The sequence below is a fragment of the Candidatus Eisenbacteria bacterium genome, assembly GCA_030017955.1.
Taxonomy (GTDB): Bacteria; Eisenbacteria; RBG-16-71-46; order JASEGR01; family JASEGR01; genus JASEGR01.
On sequence record JASEGR010000014.1, the window covers coordinates 1 to 22,265 of the forward strand.

The 22,265-nt window shown below is 52.9% G+C and carries 18 protein-coding genes, 2 tRNA genes, 1 other RNA gene and 1 pseudogene; all 22 read left to right on the top strand.

All coding sequences use genetic code 11. From position 1 onward, the window contains the following. The first annotated feature begins 56 nt into the window (after positions 1–56). The 22 genes and pseudogenes from QME66_03245 (at position 57) to QME66_03350 (ending at position 22,214) form a co-directional block, all read left to right on the top strand. Positions 57–128 (top strand) — tRNA-Ile (locus QME66_03245). 3 nt (positions 129–131) lie between these two features. Beyond that, positions 132–204, top strand: a tRNA-Val gene (locus QME66_03250). A 222-nt stretch (positions 205–426) separates the two neighbouring features. After that, positions 427–1,164 carry a C4-type zinc ribbon domain-containing protein gene (locus QME66_03255; GenBank protein ID MDI6807986.1) on the top strand — a complete coding sequence of 246 codons (738 nt, stop codon included), beginning with the start codon at positions 427–429 and terminating at the stop codon, positions 1,162–1,164. A gap of 8 nt (positions 1,165–1,172) precedes the next feature. Beyond that, positions 1,173–1,538, top strand: a pseudogene (locus QME66_03260) (ribonuclease HI family protein). A gap of 70 nt (positions 1,539–1,608) precedes the next feature. Continuing rightward, positions 1,609–1,970, top strand: an RNA gene (rnpB, locus tag QME66_03265) — RNase P RNA component class A. Positions 1,971–2,026: 56 nt separating this feature from the next. Then, positions 2,027–3,754 carry a single-stranded-DNA-specific exonuclease RecJ gene (gene recJ / locus QME66_03270; GenBank protein MDI6807987.1) on the top strand — a complete coding sequence of 576 codons (1,728 nt, stop codon included), beginning with the start codon at positions 2,027–2,029 and terminating at the stop codon, positions 3,752–3,754. Beyond that, positions 3,747–5,927, top strand: a complete 2,181-nt coding sequence (locus tag QME66_03275) for a bifunctional (p)ppGpp synthetase/guanosine-3',5'-bis(diphosphate) 3'-pyrophosphohydrolase (protein ID MDI6807988.1) — start codon at positions 3,747–3,749, stop codon at positions 5,925–5,927. The genes recJ and QME66_03275 overlap by 8 nt, the downstream gene beginning before the upstream one ends. Then, positions 5,924–6,391 carry a D-aminoacyl-tRNA deacylase gene (gene dtd, locus QME66_03280; GenBank protein MDI6807989.1) on the top strand — a complete coding sequence of 156 codons (468 nt, stop codon included), beginning with the start codon at positions 5,924–5,926 and terminating at the stop codon, positions 6,389–6,391. Before QME66_03275 ends, dtd begins: the two co-directional genes overlap by 4 nt. Beyond that, entirely contained in the window at positions 6,381–6,977 is a 597-nt protein-coding gene (locus QME66_03285) for a Maf family protein (GenBank protein ID MDI6807990.1), read from the top strand. Before dtd ends, QME66_03285 begins: the two co-directional genes overlap by 11 nt. A gap of 57 nt (positions 6,978–7,034) precedes the next feature. Further along, entirely contained in the window at positions 7,035–8,129 is a 1,095-nt protein-coding gene (mtnA, locus tag QME66_03290; GenBank protein MDI6807991.1) for an S-methyl-5-thioribose-1-phosphate isomerase, read from the top strand. Positions 8,130–8,190: 61 nt separating this feature from the next. Then, entirely contained in the window at positions 8,191–8,625 is a 435-nt protein-coding gene (rplM, locus tag QME66_03295) for a 50S ribosomal protein L13 (protein ID MDI6807992.1), read from the top strand. Positions 8,626–8,670: 45 nt separating this feature from the next. After that, positions 8,671–9,060 carry a 30S ribosomal protein S9 gene (rpsI, locus tag QME66_03300; protein ID MDI6807993.1) on the top strand — a complete coding sequence of 130 codons (390 nt, stop codon included), beginning with the start codon at positions 8,671–8,673 and terminating at the stop codon, positions 9,058–9,060. A gap of 211 nt (positions 9,061–9,271) precedes the next feature. After that, positions 9,272–10,018 (top strand): 30S ribosomal protein S2, encoded by a 747-nt coding sequence (gene rpsB / locus QME66_03305; GenBank protein ID MDI6807994.1) that lies wholly within the window; start codon positions 9,272–9,274, stop codon positions 10,016–10,018. 60 nt (positions 10,019–10,078) lie between these two features. Next, positions 10,079–10,672, top strand: a complete 594-nt coding sequence (gene tsf / locus QME66_03310) for a translation elongation factor Ts (GenBank protein MDI6807995.1) — start codon at positions 10,079–10,081, stop codon at positions 10,670–10,672. Between the two features lie 61 nt (positions 10,673–10,733). Next, positions 10,734–11,468, top strand: a complete 735-nt coding sequence (gene pyrH / locus QME66_03315; GenBank protein ID MDI6807996.1) for a UMP kinase — start codon at positions 10,734–10,736, stop codon at positions 11,466–11,468. A gap of 1 nt (position 11,469) precedes the next feature. Continuing rightward, a complete protein-coding gene (gene frr, locus QME66_03320; protein MDI6807997.1) occupies positions 11,470–12,027 on the top strand; it encodes a ribosome recycling factor in 558 nt (185 codons plus the stop codon). 68 nt (positions 12,028–12,095) lie between these two features. Further along, positions 12,096–12,836, top strand: coding sequence for an isoprenyl transferase (locus tag QME66_03325; protein ID MDI6807998.1), 741 nt, complete (start codon positions 12,096–12,098; stop codon positions 12,834–12,836). A gap of 77 nt (positions 12,837–12,913) precedes the next feature. Continuing rightward, entirely contained in the window at positions 12,914–13,741 is an 828-nt protein-coding gene (locus QME66_03330) for a phosphatidate cytidylyltransferase (GenBank protein ID MDI6807999.1), read from the top strand. A 23-nt stretch (positions 13,742–13,764) separates the two neighbouring features. Further along, positions 13,765–14,952 (top strand): 1-deoxy-D-xylulose-5-phosphate reductoisomerase, encoded by a 1,188-nt coding sequence (locus QME66_03335; GenBank protein MDI6808000.1) that lies wholly within the window; start codon positions 13,765–13,767, stop codon positions 14,950–14,952. Continuing rightward, positions 14,949–16,307 (top strand): RIP metalloprotease RseP, encoded by a 1,359-nt coding sequence (rseP, locus tag QME66_03340; protein ID MDI6808001.1) that lies wholly within the window; start codon positions 14,949–14,951, stop codon positions 16,305–16,307. The genes QME66_03335 and rseP overlap by 4 nt, the downstream gene beginning before the upstream one ends. Positions 16,308–16,361: 54 nt before the next feature. After that, complete coding sequence (bamA, locus tag QME66_03345; protein MDI6808002.1) at positions 16,362–18,254, top strand: outer membrane protein assembly factor BamA; 1,893 nt, start codon at positions 16,362–16,364, stop codon at positions 18,252–18,254. Positions 18,255–18,266: 12 nt separating this feature from the next. Further along, a complete protein-coding gene (locus QME66_03350; protein ID MDI6808003.1) occupies positions 18,267–22,214 on the top strand; it encodes a translocation/assembly module TamB domain-containing protein in 3,948 nt (1,315 codons plus the stop codon). Positions 22,215–22,265: the final 51 nt, after the last annotated feature.

Here is a 22,265-nt window from a genome sequence, read left to right on the forward strand (position 1 = left end):
AAGTGTCGTGTCCCGGGGCAAAGACATAGACAAGGAATTTCCGGGACACGACACTGGGGCCCATAGCTCAGCGGCAGAGCGACCGGCTCATAACCGGTTGGTCCTTGGTTCGAATCCGAGTGGGCCCAAACGGGCGGATAGCTCAGCTGGGAGAGCACTGGCGTCACAAGCCAGGGGCCACAGGTTCAATCCCTGTTCCGCCCACACCACCTATGCAGAATATGAGGGAATCGATGCGAGGGAGAAGCAGATCACTTGAAGGGGACGTCTGTCCTCCAGGTCTCATCAAGCGCGGCCTGGGACGAGGTCTTGGGGTCCTGACCAAAAGGTGTGCCCCTTCGGGGTGCACCTTTTTATGTTTTGTGGGCGATTCCTCCGGACCAAGGGCTGGCTTTCGTGCTTCCGGCTTCCTGAGGGAGAGATAACGTGCGAGAGCAACTCATAGTTCTTCCCAAACTCCAGGAGAAAGACACCGGGCTTCGGCAGTTGTCAGACACGATAAGAGGTATTCCCGAGAGAATCAAGGCAATCGAGGAGAGAATCAAGACACTCGACGGTGTCTGTGCTTCAAAAAAGAGTGAATTGGATATTGCCATGAAGAAACGGAGGGAGAAGGAGAGAGACCTTGATTCCCTGTCCGAGGAGCAGAAAAAGTTCGAAAGGCAGCTATTTGACGTTAGGACCAACAAGGAATATCAGGCTTTGCTGCACGAGATAGAGCAGGTCAAAACCAAGCGTTCTGACATTGAGACTGTGATTCTGGAACTGCTTGAAGCAGAGGAAAGGTTGACTGCCGAGCTGACGACTTCCCTGTTTGAGCACAAGAGAGCACAGGAAAAAGGTGCCCGCGAGAAGGCCGAACTTGACAAAGAGCTTGCGGACGCCAAACAGAAAGTGGAAAGCCTCAGGGCCGAACGGGAGGAGCTGGCCTCAAGCCTGAAGCCTGACCTGAAGGCGCGCTACGAGAGAATCCTGGAGAGCAAGGCCGGGCAAGCCGTGGCCGAGGTGAAAAGAGGCGGCTGTGGAGGATGCTTCGCCGTTCTGCCGCCGCAGACCGTGAATGAAGTAAGAAAACGGGAGAAGGTCATATCATGCGAAGCATGCGGCAGGATTCTGATCTGGCTTGACCAAGATCCGGAAAAGCAGGGGGATGAAGGCGCCTGAAAAGAGAAATCGTACTCTATTGTGATGGCTCTTCACAAGGAAACCCCGGGCCGGCAGGCGCGGGGGTAATCATCGTTGATGGAGACGGGGGGAAGCTTGTCGAGGTCAGCCGGTACCTGGGAGGGCTGACGAACAACGAAGCTGAATACAATGCGCTGATCCTCGGGTTGGACGAGGCTCGGCGCTTCAAACCCGATAAGCTTACTGTGTTTATGGACAGTGAGCTTGTGGTGAGACAAATAAACGGACTTTACAGGGTGAAGGAGCCGGGTCTCAAGCCTCTCCACGCCGCCGCAAGAGCGAAGCTCCTTGAGTTCGGCGAGTTCAAGGTGTCCCATATCAGAAGAGAGGGGATGACCGGCGCCGATAAGCTTGCAAAGCTCGCTGCAAGAACCTACGTTAAGAACGGGAGATGTCTCGCTTCTGAGAAGAGTCTGGGAGAAGGGAGTAAGCCAGACGATCGCGAGTTCCCTCCGGGGGACTCGAGGAAAGTCCGAGCTCCATAGGGCAGGATGCTCCGTAACGCGGAGTCCTGGCGACAGGAAGGAAAGTGCCACAGAAAAGACACCGCCTCTCCGTTCTGGAGAGGTAAGGGTGAAAAGGCGAGGTAAGAGCTCACCAGTGCAGGCGGTGACGCCTGCAGCTAGGCAAACCCCATCCGGAGCAAGACCAAATAGGAGAGGAGAGGTGGCCCGCCTCGATATGACTCTCGGGTAGGTCGCTCGAGCCCGGCGGCAACGCCGGGCCTAGAGAAATGATCGTCGCGGTTCAAACCGACAGAACTCGGCTTATGGCTTGCTCCCTTTGACGTTTATCCGGATCCCCGACTTTACGCCACTCAATTCGCCATGAGGGTACTTGAATGAGAAGGGATTTTTCTCATCTTCTTTCCCAGCCCGGATGGAAGAGAATCTCGCCCGGGCCGTCGGCTGAGGCAATAACGCTCTCGCAGCAGACAGGTATCTTTCCCCAAACTGCGCAGCTTTGCATCAACCGGGGTTTGGGTTCGGAAGAAGAGGTACGGCAATTCCTCTCGCCGAATCCCAGCTTACTTCACGATCCTTTTCTGATGAAGGACATGGACAAGGCAGTTGAACGACTGAGAGCCGCAGTCAAAAATGGAGAAAATATTCTTGTGTGCGGCGACTACGACGTTGACGGGATTACATCTACCTTTCTCCTGGGGAGAGTAATAGAGTCTCTGGATGGGCATGCGACCTATTTCATTCCGGACAGAATGAGGGATGGGTACGGTTTCTCACAGAGAGCGCTGGAGGTGGCGAGGGAAAAGGAAGTCTCCCTGATAGTGACCGTTGACTGCGGGGTGAGCTCGGCGAGTGAGATTCGCAGCGCAAGCTCAATGTCCATAGATGTAATAGTGACGGATCATCATGAAGTCCCCGGTGACATTCCCCCCGCTTGCGCCGTGGTGAACCCCAGAAGGCCTGACTGTCCTTATCCTTTCAAAGAACTTGCCGGAGTAGGAGTGGCCTACAAACTTGCCCTTGCACTTGTGCTGCCGGAAGTAAGTGAGAGAGAGATCCTTGACGAATATCTTGACGTTCTTGCGCTTGGTGCGATTGCCGACCTGGTTCCCCTTGTTGGAGAAAACCGTGTGTTTGCCAAACTTGGCATGGATTCGCTCAGACAAGGAAAAAGGAAAGGAATAACCGCTCTGAAAGAAGTGGCAGGCATAAAGAAAGGTGAACTTGATTGGGAAGACATTGCCTTTGTGCTGGGTCCCAGGATAAACGCTGCAGGAAGACTAGGAGACAGCGACAGCGGCTTGAGGCTCCTTCTTGAAGAGGACTATGAATCGGCTCTGATGCTGGCACAGCTTCTTGATGGAATGAACCAGACAAGAAGAAAGCTCGACGAAGAGATACTTGACGAAGCAAACGCCGAGCTCCAGGCAGATACGATTCCCCCGTGCATAGTTCTCTCGTCTGAGAGGTGGCACCCAGGTGTCATAGGGGTTGTTTCTTCGAAGCTCGTTGATACTTACTGGAGGCCCTCAATTCTGATTTCCTTGAGCGGGGGAATTGGAAGAGGGTCGGCGAGGAGCATACCCGGCTTCGACATTACAAAAGCCCTTGGTGCCAACCGCGACCTCCTGATCAGCTACGGCGGCCATCCCAGGGCGGCAGGGTTTAGCATACACAAATCTCAGATTCCATCGCTGAAAGCCAGGCTCGGTGACCTTGCCGCAGGGGTCCTTGAAAGCGCCGAGACAGTGCCATCGATTGAGACGGAAATGGAACTAATGCTCCCATCGTGCAGCAATGCTTTTGCCGAAGAGTTGATTCAGCTATCTCCATTCGGCCCGGGGAATCCCGAACCGGTTTTTGAGGTTCACGGATGTGACCTTGTCGGCCGGGCGGTGACCGGAAGAAGAAGCACATTGAGAATGGCGGTGCAGAGAGACGGGGTCGTTCGTGAGTGTTTTGGTTTCGGAATGGCGCCGTTTGCCAGCATGGTGAACACGAAGGGCGGGAGGATATCTCTGGCTTTTACGCCGGTCGTGAACCAGTGGAGAGGGGAGAAGAGAGTGCAGCTCAAATTGAAGGACCTGAAATTTGAAGATGACTGACGGGCCGAAAAAACTGTTTGACGATCTTGTGAGTGAGATCGCCGGCTACGGTTCCGGCGTTGACCTGGACCTTGTCACAAAGGCGTACGAATTCTCAAGGGAAGCGCACGGGGCCCAGAAGAGAAAGTCAGGAGAGCCGTTTGTATGCCACTCCATCTCTGTGGCGAAGATAATAGCCGACCTCATTCAGGCGAGACTTGACACGATAATAGTCTCATCCGCCTTGCTCCACGATGTAATAGAAGATACATCAAAGAGCATCAAAGACGTGGATGAATCGTTCGGAAGCGAAATTGCAAGCATCGTGGACGGAGTCACAAAGATCAGCCGGTACCACCTCATGAACCCCGAGAAAGGGCAGGTCGAAAATTTCAGAAAGATGCTTTTCTCGATGGCCAGAGATCTTCGGGTCATCTTCCTGAAGCTTGCCGACAGACTTCACAACATGAGAACACTCGAGTTTCTTGAGGCGGAAAAGATCAAGAGAATCTCCATGGAAACATTGGAGATCTACGCTCCACTCGCCCACATGCTCGGGATTGCAGAGATAAAGAGAGAGCTGGAAGACCTGTCCTTCAAGTTTCTCTACCAGTCCGAGTACAGAGAGCTTGCAGCCACGGTGGCAGAGAAAAGGGAGGAACGGGAGAAGTACCTGGATGAGGTCAAGGAGGAGATAGCGGGGTCGCTCGCAAGAGAGGGCGTGAAGGCCGAAATAGTAGCGAGGCCGAAACACTTCTACAGCATCTACAGGAAGATGCACGATCAGGGAAGGAGACTGGAGGATATCTTTGACCTCCAAGCCGCGAGAGTCATCACGAACGACAAGGCCGACTGTTACAGAGTCCTTGGTATTATCCACGACCTTTTCACACCGGTTCAGGACAGATTCAAGGATTTCATTGCCGCCCAGAAGGGAAACCTCTACCAGTCACTTCACACGACGGTCGTGGGCCCAAGAGGAAGGCTCGTTGAAATCCAGATCAGGACGAAAGAGATGCATCTGGCCGCCGAGCGGGGCTTCGCCGCGCACTATGGCTACAAGGGCGGGAAGATTGACAAGGAGCTTCTGGAGAAGCTGGGCGGATTCGTTGTGGATATGCAGGAGCTTGGCGAGATCCCGGATGCAGAGCTCATGGAACTTCTTAAGGTTTCGCTCTATCAAGATGATGTATTTGTAGTTACTCCGAAGGGGGATTTGAAGAAACTGCCTCGCGGAGGAACGCCTATTGACTTTGCCTACCTTATTCACACCGAGGTGGGGAATCGCTGCGTCGGAGCAAAAGTGAACGGCAGCATAGTCCCTCTTCGTTTCGAGCTTAAGAGCGGTGACAGGGTCGAGATAATCACTTCACCAACCGGGAGACCCCGTGAAGACTGGCTTCACCTGGCAAAAACGTCGAGCGCAAGGGGCAAGATAAGACACTGGCTGCGACTGGAAAGGCAGAAGGAGAGCATAGGACTCGGAAAAGAGATTCTTGAAAGAGAAATGAGAAAGCACAGGTTGAAGCTCGGCAGCGAGGATGAGCTTCTGGATGCGGCCCAGAGTCTGGACTGCAACGACATCCAAGGTCTCTACGCAAGGATCGGCCAGGGCGAAGTCTCGCCGAAGCAGGTTCTCCAAAGGCTCTTCCCGGAATGGAAAGAGAAGAAAACTCCCGGGCCGCTGGACAAGCTCAGGGAGCTTGTCCCCGGGAAAGCAAGAGGGGTAAGGATTCACGGTCTGGACAACCTGATGATAAGTTTTGCCAAATGCTGCCAGCCGGTGCCGGGCGACAAAGTGACAGGAATAATCACAAGAGGGAGGGGCGTCTCAATCCACAGGATTGACTGCCCTAATTCGTTCGAAGATAGAGTCGGACGCGAGAGAATGGTCAGTGTTGAGTGGGATGCTGAGAAGGAGGATTCATTTGTCGTGAGCCTTCTCGTTGTAGGGGGCGACCGGCAGAATCTGCTTGCCGGCATCGCGAAGGCAATATCTTCATGCGGAAGTCACATAAGGACTGTATCTCTTGGCACGGTTGACGGAGTGGCCAAAGGAAGGTTTTTTGTGGAAGTGAAAAACCTGAGACACCTGAACGACGTGGCAAAAGAGGTAAGGAAAGTTGCGGGCGTGTCGTCCGTGGAGAGGGAGCAGTTCTTTCCTGCTCCAAGGAAGAAGGAGGCCCATGAATGAAGGCGGTCGTCCAGAGGGTGCGAAGAGGAAGCGTGCTCTGTGACGGCCGGCTGGTTTCTTCTATTGGCCCGGGGCTGGTCATTCTGGTTGGTGTCGCAAAGGGCGACTCTGAAAAAGATGCGGCATGGCTTGCCTCCAAGTGTGCGAACCTGAGGATCTTTGAAGATGGTGAAGGAAAGATGAATCTGTCGCTCAAGGAGATTCAGGGAGAGGCACTTGTCGTCTCTCAATTCACGCTTCTTGGTGATGCGCGGAAAGGACGAAGGCCGAGTTTTGATAACGCTTCCGAGCCGGCCCTGGCAGAGGCTCTTTACGGAGTTTTCATCGAGAGACTTGCCAAGGACGGAGTGACAGCGCGTGGCGGAAAGTTCAGGACGAAAATGATCGTTGAGATCGAAAACGAAGGTCCAGTCACGATTATCCTGGATTCACGCGAGAAGGAGGACGGCTCCGGTGTTTCCTGATCTTGGCGGGAAATTCCTTCTCGCGTCGAAATCGCCGAGACGCGCCGAACTTCTCAAACTTGTCGGCGTTAAGTTTGAGACGGCGGTTTCTTTTGTCAATGAGGATAATGAGAAGAATCTCTCCCCGGGGGAGCACGTTACTGAACTTGCAAGGAAGAAAGCCCTTTCTATCGCTGCTCAGGTCGAAGACGGTTCTGTTCTGGGAGCAGACACAATAGTCCTGCTTGAAGGCGAGATCCTCGGCAAGCCGGAATCGAGGCAGCAGGCTACCCAAATGCTCCGTTCGCTCTCAGGCAAATGGCATGAGGTTTTCACCGGGATAGCGCTTGTGAGCATAGAGCGACGGACCATGCTGTCCTCGTACGAGAGGACCCGCGTCAAGGTGAAGAAGTTAACCTCTTCGGAGATTGAATCCTACGTTGACTCGGGAGAGCCGATGGACAAAGCGGGCTCATACGGCATACAGGGTCTTGGAGCAATCTTCATCGAAAAAGTTGACGGCTGTTACTTCAACGTGATGGGTCTTCCTGTTTCGAGGCTGTACTCCATGGCGCTCAAGATGAAAACGTGTTTGCCCGGAAGTTGAGGGCAGGCACCTACAGGCAGAAGTAGTCCTTCCGGGAATCTCTGAGAGATAAAAGGAATGGCGACTGGAAAGAAGAGCACGAAGCATTCGAGGAAGACGCGCGGGCTGTCTCCAGTAAAGAGCGTGGAGTGGGTTCGTGGGAAGGTGCGGGTCATCGACCAGACAAAACTCCCTCACTCTGTCTCTCATCTGGAGCTCTCGACTGCCAAAGGAGTGGCTGATGCGATAAGGCGGCTCGCAATAAGAGGTGCGCCCCTCATAGGAGTCGCGGCTGCACTCGGAGTGGCTGCCGAGGCGAAGAGGCTGTCAGGGGAGAAAAAGGATGTTCTGAAAAAGAAGCTTGGTGAAGCCATTTCGATCCTTGGCGGCACAAGGCCGACCGCAGTAAATCTCAAGTGGGCTCTTTCGCGTATGAGCAGGGTAATTGAAAAGGAAAACGAGAAGAGACTGGTGGACGCTCTCAGGGACGAAGCCCTTAGGATACTGAACGAAGACCTGGATGTTTCCAGAAGGATTGGCGAGCATGGCGCCTCGCTCCTTCCAGATGCGGGAACGGTTTACACACACTGCAACGCAGGTGGTTTGGCCACATCAGGCCTCGGAACTGCTCTCAGCGCGCTCTATGCCGCCAAGAGAAATGGGAAAAAACTCAAGGTGATTGCTTCGGAGACAAGGCCTCTCCTTCAAGGCGCGAGGCTTACCGCTTGGGAGCTTTCTCAGGCAGGAATCGACGTGACTGTCATATGCGACACTGCCTCCGGATGGGCTATGAGGGAACTCGGGGTGAGTTGTGTTCTGGTTGGGGCAGACAGGATTGCAAGGAATGGAGATGCGGCTAACAAGATAGGAACATATGTCCTCTCCGTGCTGGCAAGAGAGAATGGGATACCGTTCTATGTTCTTGCACCCACGTCAACAATTGACCCAATGTGTCCGTCAGGCGGAGAGATTCCGATAGAGGAGCGCTCGGGCGACGAGGTCTCCAGATTTATGGGCCGGCGAGTGACTCCCAGAGGCGTGAAGACGAGAAATCCGGCATTTGACGTGACTCCTTCAAGGTACATCACTGCGATAGTGACCGAACACGGAGTCCTAAGGCCGCCCTTTTCCGAGGGGATTTCCAAGGTGCTGGAGCTGTCGAAATTCTCTTGACCAAGCCGTCAAGAGCAAGTAATATGAAAAACTTTGGAAACCAATTGGCGGAGGAGAAGGAATGAAGACGTTTACGCCCAGAAAAGAGGATATTAAGGAGAAGTGGTATTTGGTCGATGCCGAGGGGAAGACCCTGGGGAGAATGGCGACTGCGGTTGCCTCGTTATTGAGGGGGAAGACCTCTCCTGAATTTACCCCGCACCTCGGTCCCGGGAACCATGTGATCATCGTGAATGCCGAGAAGGTCAAGGTGACCGGAAGGAAACGGGAGCAGAAGACTTACTTCAGGCATTCGGGTTATCCTGGAGGGATGAAGGTCACGAGCTTCAAGAAACTCCAAGCTGCAAAGCCGGAGAAGATTGTCATGCTTGCAGTGAAAGGGATGATTCCCAAGACGAAGCTGGGGAGGGCTCTTCTCACAAATCTCAAAATCTACAGCGGGCCCAATCATCCTCATGTTGCGCAGCGCCCTGAGAATTTTGAGATAGTCCGCTGAGCAAATCGGGAGAGCTTCACGTTTTCGGAGAAAGGAGCTAAATAGGTGGTTGAAGGAGCAAGTGCAACTGGAAGAAGAAAGGAAGCAGTGGCCAAGGTGAAGATCTTCCCGGGGAGCGGGAAAGTTCAGGTGAACGGCAAACCGCTGGGAGAATACTTCCCGAGAACGGTTGAGGAAGCCACCGTTGTCGAACCCTTCGTGATCGCAAATCTGGCTGGGAAATATGACGTGGCAGCCAGCGTGCGCGGTGGAGGACCACATGGGCAGGCCGGCGCAGTGAGATTGGGTGTAGCCAGGGCGCTGGCCAGGCTTGAACCTGATTCAAAAGGGATCCTCGGAAAAAGCGGCATGCTTACGAGAGATCCGAGGATGAAGGAACGGAAGAAGTACGGCCAGGCTGCGGCCAGGAAAAGATTCCAGTTCTCAAAGAGATGATACGTGCCTAGTGAGAATCGAAGGCGCGAATCGTCCTCCGTGGTTTTCTCAAGCTTCGCTTTCCAGGTGCTGGCACAGTTGGTCGTTGTTCGGGCAGGTAAAACACACGCCGTCTCTTTCCGGTCGAACGGTGCCCTGACATGCTGATGGCAGGGTTTTTCGACCAGCTTCAAAGACGGCGGAGGGACTAACCGGAAAAAGGAGGATTGTCGTGCGTGAGATTGGAATGAAGGATCTTCTCGAAGCAGGGGTTCATTTCGGGCATCAGACCAGGAGATGGAACCCAAAGATGAAGAAGTTCATCTTCATCGAGAGAAATGGAATCTACATCATCGATCTCCAGAAGACACAGAAATGCATCGAGGAGGCGAAGAAAGCAATAGCTGAATGCGTAAAAGCCGGTGGGGCCATTCTCTTTGTCGGGACCAAAAAGCAGGGAAAGGATTCTATCAGGGAAGAAGCTCAGAAATGCGGGATGTTTTACGTGAATGAGAGATGGCTCGGGGGGATGCTCACGAACTTCGAGACAATACGGTCCAACATAAAACGTTTGCTTGAATTGGAACGGATAAGCTCCGACGGAACGTTCAACGCGTTCTCAAAGAAGGAGGCCGCCCGGCTGGACAAGGAGAAGCAGAAGCTGGAGCGTTCTTTCTCCGGGATAAAAGGTATGACAGTGCTTCCTTCCATGGTTTTTGTGGTGGATACAAAGAAAGAGAAGATTGCTGTCGCTGAGGCAAATAGATTGAAGATACCGGTAGTCGGCACCGTCGATACGAACTGCGACCCAGATCCCATCGATTACCCGCTGCCCGGAAATGACGATGCCATAAGGGCAATAAAACTCTTTTGCTCCATCGTAAGTGACACTGTCATTCAGGCCAGGGAGGAGGCAGCCGAGGGCGGAGCGAATGTGGAAGCGGTTGGTACAAACAATCTGGTTGACTCTCGTGAGTAAAGAATAGGAGAGAATTCCGGCTACGTTTTCAAAGAAATCCAATTATAAAAGGAGCAGGTCATGAATGTTTCTGTATCTCAGGTGAAGGAGCTCAGGGAAAGAACCGGTGCAGCGATGATTGAGTGTAAGAAAGCACTCGTTGAGACCGGCGGCGATCTCGAAGCTGCTGTAAGCCATTTGAAGAAGAAGGGACTTCTTGATGCCGAGAAGAAGTCCGGGAGGGAAGCAAGGGAAGGATTGATAGAGGCATACATCCATCCCGGGAGCAGGGTGGGAGTTCTTGTTGAAGTAAACTGCGAGACTGATTTCGTCGCCAGGACAGATGAGTTCAAGAATCTTGTAAGAAACATCGCGCTCCAGATTGCAGCGTTAAGCCCCGTGTCCGTGGGAAGAGACGCTATTCCGGCTGATATCCTGGAAAAAGAAAAAGCCAGGCACCGCGAGGAAGCCCTTGCCCTGGGAAAACCTGCAAATGTGGTTGAAAAGATAGTCGAAGGAAGAATGGAAAAGTTCTACACCGAAATCTGTCTGCTCGATCAGTTGTACATCAGAGATCCCGAGAAGAAAGTCTCAGACCTGATTAAGGAACACATTGCAACTCTCGGTGAGAACATCGTCGTAAGAAAATTCAGCAGATTCGCGCTTGGCGAATAATCAAACAACTCCATCAGCGCTGTCCTTCAATGAACGGCCTCATTCTCTTCGGGTGTAGCCTTTGACGAAAACTGAAAGAAAGAAGCTCCGGTACCGCCGCATTCTCCTCAAGCTTAGCGGAGAGAGCCTGGCGGGCAATCTGGCCGGCGGTATTGACCCCGAGAGATTGTCCTCAATATCCAAAGAAATCAAGGAAACGAAAGAGCTCGGAGTGGATGTCGGCATAGTAATCGGGGGAGGCAACATCTTCAGGGGAAGTGCGGCATCAGCGTTGGGAATCGAAAGGGTAAGCGCAGATTCCATGGGCATGCTCGGAACCGTGATAAATGCCCTGGCGCTTCAGAGCATTCTGGAGAGAGTCGGCGTGGAGACCAGGGTCTTGACGGCGATAAGGATGGAGGCGCTGGCGGAGCCGTACATCAGAAGACGCGCGGTGAGACATCTGGAGAAAGGCAGAGTCATCATCCTTGCGGGGGGGACTGGAAACCCCTACTTCACGACTGACACGGCCGCCGTTCTGCGGGCAGTCGAAGTTGAAGCCGACGTGATTCTCAAGGCGACAAGAGTCGAAGGCGTCTATGACGCAGACCCGGAGATTGATCCGAAGGCGACGCGTTTCGATTCTCTGAGCTATCTTGATGTTCTTACAAAAGGACTCAAGGTAATGGATGCAACTGCCATTTCTCTTTGCATGGACAACAAGCTTGCCCTCATAGTCTTCAATGTAACAAAATATGGAAACCTGAAAAGAATAGTAAAGGGTGAGAGAATAGGGACCCTAGTCTCGGAGGGATAAAATGGAAAAGAAGATCCTGGCTGAGGCAGAGGATCGGATGAAAAAGGCAATCGTAAATGTCGGGCATGAGCTTGCCCAGATCAGAACCGGAAAAGCCAGTTCTACCCTGCTTGACATCGTCAAGGTCAATTACCATGGAACAATGCTTCCTGTCAATCAGGTGGCGACAATCACCGTCCCGGAGCCGCGCCTCATCGTCATACAACCGTGGGAGAAAGGCGTTCTTCCGGAAGTCGTCAAGGCAATTCAGAAGTCTGATCTTGGATTGAATCCCATCGATGACGGTATCACGGTAAAACTCTCTATCCCCTCACTTACGGAGGAAAGAAGAAAGGACCTTGCAAAACTGGTGGCTAAGCTTGCAGAGGAGGGGCGGATTGCGATAAGGGCAGCCAGAAGAGACGCAAATGACCATCTGAAGAAGCTCGAGAAGGAAGAGCATCTCTCAGAGGACTTATCAAAGAGGTCTCAGGCCGAGACGCAAAAACTCACGGATAAATACATTTCTCAAATTGACGAACTGCTGGCAAAGAAACAGAAGGAAATAATGGAGGTGTAGAACCTCTATTCCCTCAGAAGCCTGTCTCCTTGTTGTTCCCGAGGAGCACTTCTCTTCCCGGTGATGGAATGAAGACTTTTCCCGCAAAGAAACAGATACTGAAGGCCGGTAACCTTCCAAGGCACATCGCCGTAATAATGGATGGAAACGGAAGGTGGGCCAGGAAAAGAGCGCTCCCAAGAATTGCCGGACACAGGGCCGGCAGGAAAGCCGTCCGCGAAGTAGTGGAAGGGTGTGTCGAGCTGGGAATCGAATTCCTTACCCTTTACACATTCTCCAGAGAGAACTGGTCAAGACCGGCGAATGAAGTGAATGCGCTGATGAGAATTCTTGAACGGGTATTGAGAGAAGAGAGGGAGGAACTCAAAGAGCAGAATGTCAGGCTTGCGGTTCTTGGAAGAATCGAGGACCTCCCCCCGGCATCGAGGAGAGTGGTACTCGAGACGGTAGAATATCTGTCAGGATGCACCGGAATGATCTTGAATCTTGCGCTGAGCTACGGAGGCCGGAGGGAAATTGTTGACGCAGCCCGCAAGTTGAGCGAATCCGTTCTTGCCGGGAAGATGAGGCCCTCGAGGATCGATGAGGAGACGTTCAGGATGTTCCTCTACAACGGGGCGCTGCCGGATCCCGACCTCCTGATACGGACAAGCGGCGAGATGAGAATAAGCAATTTCCTCCTGTGGCAGCTTGCATATTCCGAAATGTGGATAACTGACGTCCTCTGGCCCGACTTCAGGAAAAAGCACCTCTTCCAGGCCATAGCGGAATATCAGAAAAGAGAGAGAAGATTCGGAAAGGTTGACTGAGAAACATTGATAGCCCGCGACCCCGAAGTGGATAGAAGACGGCCTGCCGGACCTTCTTCAGGCGATCAGGCCGCCAGATGATCTCTTCAGAGAGCAAAAGATACCTGAGCGGAATCGTTTTCATTCCCATTCTCATCCTTCTTTCACGGCTTGGAGGATTCTTCTTCCTTTTCCTTGCCGACCTGGTCATCCTGCTCGGTTCAATCGAATTCTACAGAATGGTCCGCCGGAAAGGTGCAAACCCGCTCATGATCCCCGGAGTCGTCTCCGGACTTGCCCTTAGCTGGTTTGCCTTCTGGAGTGCGGGCCGGGATCTTGTCCCCGTGCTCACTTTGGTTCTCATCGCACTCATGATCATGGAGCTGATGAGGAAAGATCCGTCAAATGCGCTGTATCGTATTGCAGCAACCTGGCTGTGTGTGGTGTATGTAGGATTGATGGCGAGCCATCTTGTTCTTCTTAGAGAAATGCCGAGAGTCACTATGCAATCCTACGCCGGCGGGAGCAGGTATGTGCTCCTCGTTTTTCTTGTGACTTGGGGTTGCGATACTGCCGCCTATATTATCGGACGCAGGTGGGGGAGGCATCCTCTGATAGAAAGGGTGAGTCCCAAGAAGTCCGTTGAGGGATCCCTAGGTGGGCTTGCATTTGCGGTGGGATTTTCTCTGCTTGCAAAGTTCTGGTTTGCCGATTTTCTCTCTCTCGGACAAAGCCTCATTTTCGGTTTCCTGATCGGAGCGTTCGGGCAGCTCGGTGATCTCGTCGAATCGCTGATAAAAAGGGACGTTAATACGAAGGACTCATCCGGAACAATACCAGGGCATGGCGGCGTCCTCGATAGATTCGACAGTCTTCTGTTCACGGCCCCGCTGGCGTACTACTACCTGAGGATATTGCTGCGATAATCAATGCCCGGAAAGGATGTCTGTTGTCTCAGAAGAAGCCGACAAACATAGTAATCTTGGGTTCTACCGGTTCGGTGGGACGAGCCTCGCTCGATGTAGTGAAGAGGCTTGGTGGGAGATTTTCCGTGATGGGGCTTTCCACAAGATGCCGTGTCGAGCTTCTTTCCGAGCAGGTCGAAGAATTCAGCCCCCGATTCGTGGCCATCCAGGATGAGAAAGCAGCTAGTGCATTCAAGGAGAATGCCCGAATACAGGGTGTGGAGGTCCTGAGCGGCAGTCAGGGGGTCGCTGAGCTTGCCGCGTTGGAGGAAGCAGACACCGTTGTCAATTCAGTAGTTGGGGCGGCAGGTCTTGTTCCCACGTTGAGGGCGCTGGAAGCAGGCAAGAGGGTGGCTCTTGCAAATAAGGAGAGCCTTGTGGTTGGGGGACACCTGGTGATGAAAGCTGCACGGGACTCGGGCGGTGAGATCATCCCTGTTGATTCCGAGCACAGTTCGCTGTTTCAGTGCCTGGAAGGTGTGGAGAGAGACGAGATAGGGAGGATTTTTCTGACTGCGTCTGGTGGGCCGCTGCTCTCGGCTGACAAAAGAGCGCTGAGAAATTCCACGCCGGACAAGGTTCTTGCTCATCCGACCTGGAAGATGGGAAAGAGGATTACAGTGGATTCCGCCACGCTCATAAACAAAGGGTTCGAGGTGGTCGAGGCAGGGTGGCTCTTCGACATTGAACTCCCGAGAATATCTATTTTGATTCACCCGCAGTCAATCGTGCACGGGCTTGTGGAATTGATTGACGGGAATGTCATCGCCGGTCTGACCACTCCGGACATGAGAATACCAATTCAGCGGGCCCTGTGTTATCCTGAAAGAGTTGGCACAGGTCTCCCCATTCTAGCTCTCGCAGAAGTCGGCGAGCTCAGCTTCTCTGAGCCGGATCTCGAAAGGTTTCCATGCCTGGGCCTTGCATTGAATGCGGCAGAGCGAGGCGGAACGGCTCCCGCTGCCTTGAATGCGGCAGATGAAATTCTGGTGGATGCTTTTGTTGATAACCGGATCTCATTTGGAGACATAGCGGAAGTTCTTGCCGCCGTTCTCAAAGATCACAAGGACGTGGAGAATCCGGACCTTGAGACAGTTCTGAAGGTTGATGGTGATGTGAAGAGGCAAACCAGAGACCTCGTTCTGGAAGTCGAAGGGAGAAGTCGGCGTTGATCTACACCATACTGCTTGGCGGAATAGCTCTCGGGATTCTTGTAATAGTCCATGAATTCGGCCACTTTGTCGCCAGCAAGTTGTTCAAGGTGAGAGTGGAGAAATTCTCCGTAGGTTTCGGCCCCCGGATTCTCGGGAAGAAGATTGGCGACACAGAATACAAGATCTCGATTGTGCCGCTCGGCGGATACGTAAAACTGTCGGGTCAGACTGTCGAGGAGCTTTCGAGGCCGCCCGAACCGTATGATTTCATATCCAAGCCGTGGTGGAACCGGGCGCTTATTGCACTTGGCGGACCCTTGATGAATTTTGTTTTCGCCATAGTTCTCGGAGTCACCATCTTTCTGGTCGGCATGAAGTTTCAGGATTTCAGCGCAGTGGCAGGGAGGGTGCTGGAGAACTCACTCCCGTACACTCTGGGCATAAGGAGCGGAGACAGGATAAAATCCGTTAACGGAAGGAGCGTATCTACCTGGAAAGACTTCAACCAGGAACTTGATCTCAACGAAAAGAACAGGGTGGACCCCAGCATCATCGTCGAGAGAGAGGGAAACGAGATAGGTTTCTCCTGGAAGGCGGGTCTCATTGACTCATTCTTCAGCGGCATATCTCCTGCCATAGAGCCGGTTGTCGGTTCCATCGTTCCCGGTATGCCTGCCTACCTGGCGGGAATGAGGATCGGAGACAGAATCATTTCGGTGGACTCGCAGCCGATCAAGGACTGGTACGACATACAGCTGCATATTCACTCCAAACCGGACACTACTATCAGTATCCGCGCTCTGAGAGATGGAAGGACCCTGTCATTTTCCGTTAAGACTGTGAGCCAGGACATTCCCGGCGCCGGAAGAATAGGGCTCATAGGAATTTCGCTTCCGGACAGCCTTACCTACGTCGTAAGGACCGGATTCCTGAAGTCTGTGAAGAGGGGAGCCGAGGCGGCGGTGGCGATGGTGGTGAGCACGTACAAGGCATTCTGGGTCGTTGTGACCCATCCCTATTCCTTCAGAGAGTCGGTTGCAGGTCCTATTGCAATTGTCCAAATTACGGCCGACCAGGCAAAGAAGGGGATTGACAGTTACCTTGTCTTTGTGATGGCGGTGAGCATAGCTCTTATGGTCTTCAACCTGCTGCCTATCCCGGTCCTCGACGGCGGGCATATACTCTTTTCTTGTTATGAAGGCATTTCAGGCAGGCCTCTTTCTCCGGGTAAGCAAAACTTGCTGCAAAAGGCCGGCATCGCGTTCATCATCGCGCTCATGGTGCTTGCTCTGGTCAACGATACTGCTAAGATCATACAGAGAAGGCATGCAGTTACACAGGAGGCGCAGGAGCATCCCGGAGCGGACAGATGAGTTCCTTCCTGGTTGTCTTCTTCGCAGTCCTCCGCGCTTAGAGGTGACAAGGCATTGGATGTCCGCAGTTTTCTCAGGGTCCTATTAGCCGCCGCTCTTCTTTCGTGCCCGGCCACACTTTACTCGCAGCTTGAGGAACTTGGCGAAGCAGTAAGGATTGAGAAGATTGAAATCAAAGGCAATTCCTCTTTTTCTTCGAAAAGACTCCGCTCGTTGATGAAAACGAAAGGGAAATCTCTCTTCAGACCGTTTGGAAAATCGTTCCTCAGGCGTGACTTCCTGAGGTCGGATGCGCAGTCGATCGTGTCCTTCTACAAGACCAACGGGTTTCTGGATGCCAAAGTGGTCAAGCAGGAAGTTATCTACAATGAGAAAGGAAATGGCGCAACGGTTGTGTTCGAGATAGATGAGGGTCAGAGATTCTTCGTCGGGTCTGTGGCCCTGAGCGGAGTCCAGGCCATTGAAGAGCGAAGGGTCTGGAAGCTTGTTGACCTCAAGGTCGGCCAGCCCCTGAACCTGTCCAAGATCGAGAACATAAGGAACAAGATTCTTTCTCTTTATGGGGACGAAGGATATATGAATGCGGCAGCAGGGGTCCTGTGGGAGAGGAGAGGAGAGCTGGCCGATATTGCTTTCGACGTGAAAGAAGGAAAGAGGGTCTTCGTCGGGGCAGTCTCGGTTGAGGGCAATACCTCAGTGTCAGAGAAGCATGTTCTCCGCGAGATGCTGCTGAAGAAGGGAGATATTCTATCGAGATCGCTTCTCTTTCGCAGCCAGCAGAGGATATATGATCTGGGATATTTCTCCGATGTTCAATTCATCACAGAAAGGAAAGACAGCCTGCGCAGCGAGATGGACCTTGTGATAAAGGTCAAAGAAAAGAAGATGAGATGGACAGCAGCGGCAGTGGGCTACGGGTCGACCGAGCTCATAAATTTGACAGCAGAGTGGGGAAACAACAGGGTTCTGGGGACCGGCGTGAGATTTGTCGGAACATCCCGGGTCGCCTTTGATCTTGAACACGTGCTTCCTCGTCCCGAAGTCAGACTGGACTACACCAGGATGGATGCAGGCGGTGAGACCTCCTGGACGTTTGGAAGGCGGGTGGCTTCCAGGGCTGGAGTCTATTTTGAGGATATCGAGAGGCAGGATGTTGCCAGGAAGACCACAGGGTTCCTCCTCTCTGAACGGTACGACTTTGCTAATAAGGTCAGGACCATTCTTGCCTATGATCAGAGATGGGTCAATGCCACAGACTCAACTGCTCTCAAGTCCTACGTGACGAACAGCTTGAACCTGTCGGTGGAGAGAGACATGCGGAATGACCTGTTCGATCCGGAGCGGGGCTCGTATCACCAGATTGTCGAAGAATTCGCAGGAGGTGTTTTTGGAGGAGACAACAGCTTCGAGAAGGTCACGGCCACCGGCTGCTGGTACAAGACAGTCTTTAAGAGAGTGGTGCTTGCAGGCAGAGTGAAAGCAGGGGTGGTTGTCCCGTTCGGCAAGAAGGGGCCAAGCACCGCCGCATATCCCGACCTCTACCGTGTGCCGTACGAAAACAGGTACACACTCGGCGGCGCAACCACGGTGAGAGGCTATAGGGAAAGAGAAATAGGAGCTGAGGGCACGCAGGCGGAGTCGGAAGGCGGACTTGCGCTTCTTATGGCAAACGCTGAAATAAGATTCCCGTTGATTGGCAGGTTGGGCGGGGCACTGTTTCTTGACAGCGGAAATGTGTGGCCGGACTTGAAGCAGATTGGTTGGAGCGACTTCGTTCCTCTAAGGGAGAAAAGCGCCATTACGATAGCCGACTACAGATATTCCGCCGGCCTCGGCCTGAGACTGAGAACCCCGGTGGGGCCTATGAGGGTTGACTACGGCAGGAAGCTCAAGCCGATAGACGGGCACACATACCAGCTGCATGCTAGCCTCGGACAGGCGTTCTAGCGGAAGGCCCGAATGACTGAGAAACACATGGCAGATTCCAGAAACGAAAACGCTCCGGCGAAGAAAGGGTCAAGGAAGAAAATTCTTGGCGTCGTGCTTATCGCTGTGCTTGCCGTTTTCGTCTTTATCTCCGTGCTGGGCGCCATACTTGTGACGAGACCCGGGATCTTAACCCCAAGGCTTGTGGCGTTTCTAAATAGCAGCGTAATCGCGACCCCCGATGTCACTGTGGGCCTTTCAAACGTTTCCGTAAATGCGTTCAGCGGGTTATCCATCGAGAATTTCTCCCTTAAGTACAAAGTGGATGGCCGCTGGGTCGAGTTCATCAAAGCGCCGAGGGTGGTAGTGAAGTGCCAACTCTTCAGCCTTATCGGCAAGAATCCGAGGATAATCGGCGTTCTGGTTGAAGACCCGCAGGTTGTTTTCGGGAGAAACGGCAACGGGAATATCGTTCTTCCGGTCCTCGGAAAGAAGAAAGGTGGAGACGGAAGCCTGAACGTAGCTACGATTGAACTCAAAGGAGCAAGAGTATTCATCGAGCCTGAGCTGCGAGATCCAATGCTTTCAAACCTGAGCGCGGTCGGATCCTACATTCAGAACGGAGACAAGAAAGGGGTTCTTGTAAAAAGCGGAAGTTTCGTCAGCAGAGGAAGGGCGGTGCATGGTGTCTCCGGGATTCTCGAGCAGGAAAGGGGCAGACTCGATCTTGGAAGGCTTTCTTTCGCAATAGGGAAATCACAGATTGCAATGAAGGGGAACTTGGCGAATGGAAAATTTGAAGCCCAGGCAGACTTGAAAGGACTTGAGCTTTCTGATGTGTGGGGCGCCTACTTCCGCAGCAAGTGCCCGGTTGAAGGAACGGTTGGCGGGGAGGTGAAAGCTTCCGGACAGGGAGGCGCAGCGACCATTCTTTTTTCCCTTTCTGGTGTCGTCCGGTCGACCGAGATTCGGAAACTCGATGGCAAAGCCCTCTACGGAAAGGGGCTCCTCAGATTGGCGCATTTCTCTCTGCAGACAGGGGATGGAACCCTGATCGGCAATGGGAATCTTGAACTGTCGAAGAGGCACGGTTTCTCAGGCGTCGTTGACCTGTTATCGGTGGGAGTTGGGACAGGCTTTCGTCTCGCAGGGCTGGGCGGAGCACCGACAGGCGAAATCTCCGGCAGAGTTTCATTCAAGGGCGAGTTTCCTTCGGGAGGGAATCCGCGGTGTGCGGCACGTTTTGCACTCACGGAGGGATCGATCCAGGGAGTCCGGCTGGATTCAGGCCTTGCCAACGTGCGCTATGAAAATGAAAGAGCTGTTGTTGAGTCTCTGACAATCGGCGGGGAAGATGTTTCATTTGATTGCTCAGGATCCGTCGGCAGAGGAGGAGAACTAAACTTTCCTTTTTCGGGAAAGATTGAGGGCCGGGCACTGGGCAAATTCTTCAAGAGGAAGGAGCAGGTAAACGGGCAGGTTGCGGTTTCGGGGAATCTTGCCGGGGACTTATCCTCGCCAAAATTGGAGATGGATGGAGAGTTTAAGGACTTGAGATGGGAGAAAGCAGAGGCAGAGAAAGGCCACTTCTCCGTGAGGGAGGCCTCCCTGGGTCGTGAACCGTCTTTTTGGTTGAAACTGGGACTCTCCGGATGCGGATTTCAGGGAAGAGACGTAGGCGACCTCCGGCTTGACTGTGCGTACAAAGAGAAACTGTTTCTGAGGGAGCTTGCGCTCATCCATGGAGACACTTCCTTAGCAGTATCAGGTGAGATCTCTATCCATGACGGCCTGGCCAAAGGTGTACTTACCGGAGGGTCGATCATAGTAGGAAAGAGCTCCTGGGCAGTGACTTCGCAGACGGAATTCTCCGTCTCGAAACACGAATTTCATTCCGATGCTTTGGTCGCAGAATCAGAGGATGGGTCGATAACCGTATCATTCTCGGTAAACTTCGAGACGAAGGAGATGCTGGGTGATGTCGCCATAACAAACCTGAACCTGGCTCGACTCGTGCCCGAGAAGCTGGGGGCGAGTGCGGGCGTTCTGAATTCACGACTGTCCATCGCCGGAACGTATGATTTTCCGCAGGTGAACTGCCAGATAAGGCTTGACTCTGCGGAGATTGGAAAGCAGAGGTTCGAGCAGATCGCGGCCGACATTGCATATTCTTCCAAGGCAATTCAGTTCAAGAATTGCGAGTTCTATGGAGGCAGGAATAAGGCGGTGCTCTCTGGCTCGGTCTTCGTGCCGGTTTCATTTGGTGACTTCTTCAGCAGCGTCGGGTGGAACAACATTCTCAAAGGAGACACGCGGTTTGATCTGAGTCTCTCTCTAGACGCGTTTGACCTGGAGGAGCTGGGCAAAGTCTCGGAGAAGCTCAAAGGTGCTCAGGGGCGTGGGGCTTTTTCACTTTCGATTCGCGGCACCCCCGGGAAACCCCAGTTTTCACTGAACACCGAGCTGAATGACGTGATGGTGGCCGGTGTGATGTTTGGAAAGGTCTCTGCGAAAGCAGGTTATGAAGACGGGCTCTTGTCAATCGGTGAACTCACCATCACATCGGGTGGATCCGTGAGCAACCTGAACGGGGAGCTCCCCATAGAAATATCACTCACTGAGATGAAGACAAAATTCAGGGACAGGCCGATGGAGCTGGTTTTGAAGATGCCGCAGAGCGATTTCAGAATGGCGTCACTGTTCCTGAGAGGCATCACTTCGACAAGTGGGAGGATGAGTGGGAATGTCGAGCTCAAAGGCACCCCTTACTCGCCGGAAATATTCGGGGCCCTGGCCCTTGAATCTGGCACCATGAGGCTCAGGAATAGGGATGAGCTATTGAGAGACATAGAGGTTAGAGTGGTCTTCGAGAGAAAGTTGGTGAGAATCACTTCGTTTGTGGCAAAGGAAGGAAGACGGGGAATCTGTGAAGGATCTGGCGTCATCACGCTTGGCCACGGGTGGGCAGCCGACTATGACTTCAAAATCAAGATGACCAATTTCACCATAACCGACAATGAGAACTACGCTTCCAGGATTGATGCGGACCTGAAAATTGTCCCGGGCAAGTGGCCGGATGGCACAAAGAGCCCGCTTGTCACCGGTACTGCCACTCTCAGGCAGACCATAGTAAGAAAGGAGTTCAGCGGAATCGGCGAGGACAAGGGACCGGATGAAGAGAGCTCCAAGGGGTGGCTTTACGATGTGACCTTCAATGTGCCTGGAAATTTCTGGATCAAGAATTCTGACGCCGACCTTGAGTTGAGCGGCGCCCTGAAAGCAAGGAACGGGACAAGAGGTCTTGTCTTACTTGGTTCCATGAAAATTGTGAGGGGTGAGTATCTCCTGATAGACAGCGAGTTCAAGATTACCTCAGGGACGCTCGAGTTCACGGACGTTGAGAAAATCGACCCTGTGATGGACATAACTGCAGTTTCTAAGGTTGCAGGAGAAGACATCGCCCTGCATGTCACCGGAAAGGCAAGCAAGCCTGTTCCTGAATTCTCCTCTGCCAAAGGCCGTTCGCAGTCGGAGATCATCGAGCTTCTTGCAGTGAGAAAATATTGGCTCGGCGAAGGGGCAAATTCCACGCCTGCAGAAAATGTCGATACTCTCAAAACGGTTGACGAGACGAACAGATTCTTTCTCGCGTATCCGGTGGGAAATTATCTTCTTAAGAAACTGGAGAGACAGATAACGGGAAAGGTTGAATGGGTTGATGTTCTGGAGTTTTCGTCGAGCGGGGCTCGAGGTTTTCCGTCGGCCGGAGGCATGCAGGTTGGCGTTGGGAAGTATCTCACTCCAGAGCTTTACATGAAGTACAGCCAGGGACTCGCTGTCTTATCACAGCAGGACGTCCTTCTTGAGTATCGTGTGAGCAATCTTGTTTTTCTGAATGGAAGGGTTGCGAAGAAAAGGGTGTTGAAGGGTTCGGAAGAATATGAGTACAATCTGGATCTAAGGTTCAAGGTGGAGTATTGATATCGCCTCACCTCAATCCTCTCCCCAAAGGGGAGAGGTTGGTGAGGGGGC

Excerpts from the sequence above, each read along its gene's own strand:
- dtd (MDI6807989.1), top strand. The coding sequence starts at position 5,924 with ATGAAGGCGGTCGTCCAGAGGGTGCGAAGAGGAAGCGTGCTCTGTGAC.
- recJ (MDI6807987.1), top strand. The coding sequence starts at position 2,027 with ATGAGAAGGGATTTTTCTCATCTTCTTTCCCAGCCCGGATGGAAGAGA.
- rplM (MDI6807992.1), top strand. The coding sequence starts at position 8,191 with ATGAAGACGTTTACGCCCAGAAAAGAGGATATTAAGGAGAAGTGGTAT.
- tsf (MDI6807995.1), top strand. The coding sequence starts at position 10,079 with ATGAATGTTTCTGTATCTCAGGTGAAGGAGCTCAGGGAAAGAACCGGT.
- QME66_03275 (MDI6807988.1), top strand. The coding sequence starts at position 3,747 with ATGACTGACGGGCCGAAAAAACTGTTTGACGATCTTGTGAGTGAGATC.
- mtnA (MDI6807991.1), top strand. The coding sequence starts at position 7,035 with ATGGCGACTGGAAAGAAGAGCACGAAGCATTCGAGGAAGACGCGCGGG.
- frr (MDI6807997.1), top strand. The coding sequence starts at position 11,470 with ATGGAAAAGAAGATCCTGGCTGAGGCAGAGGATCGGATGAAAAAGGCA.
- QME66_03330 (MDI6807999.1), top strand. The coding sequence starts at position 12,914 with ATGATCTCTTCAGAGAGCAAAAGATACCTGAGCGGAATCGTTTTCATT.
- QME66_03325 (MDI6807998.1), top strand. The coding sequence starts at position 12,096 with ATGAAGACTTTTCCCGCAAAGAAACAGATACTGAAGGCCGGTAACCTT.
- QME66_03350 (MDI6808003.1), top strand. The coding sequence starts at position 18,267 with ATGACTGAGAAACACATGGCAGATTCCAGAAACGAAAACGCTCCGGCG.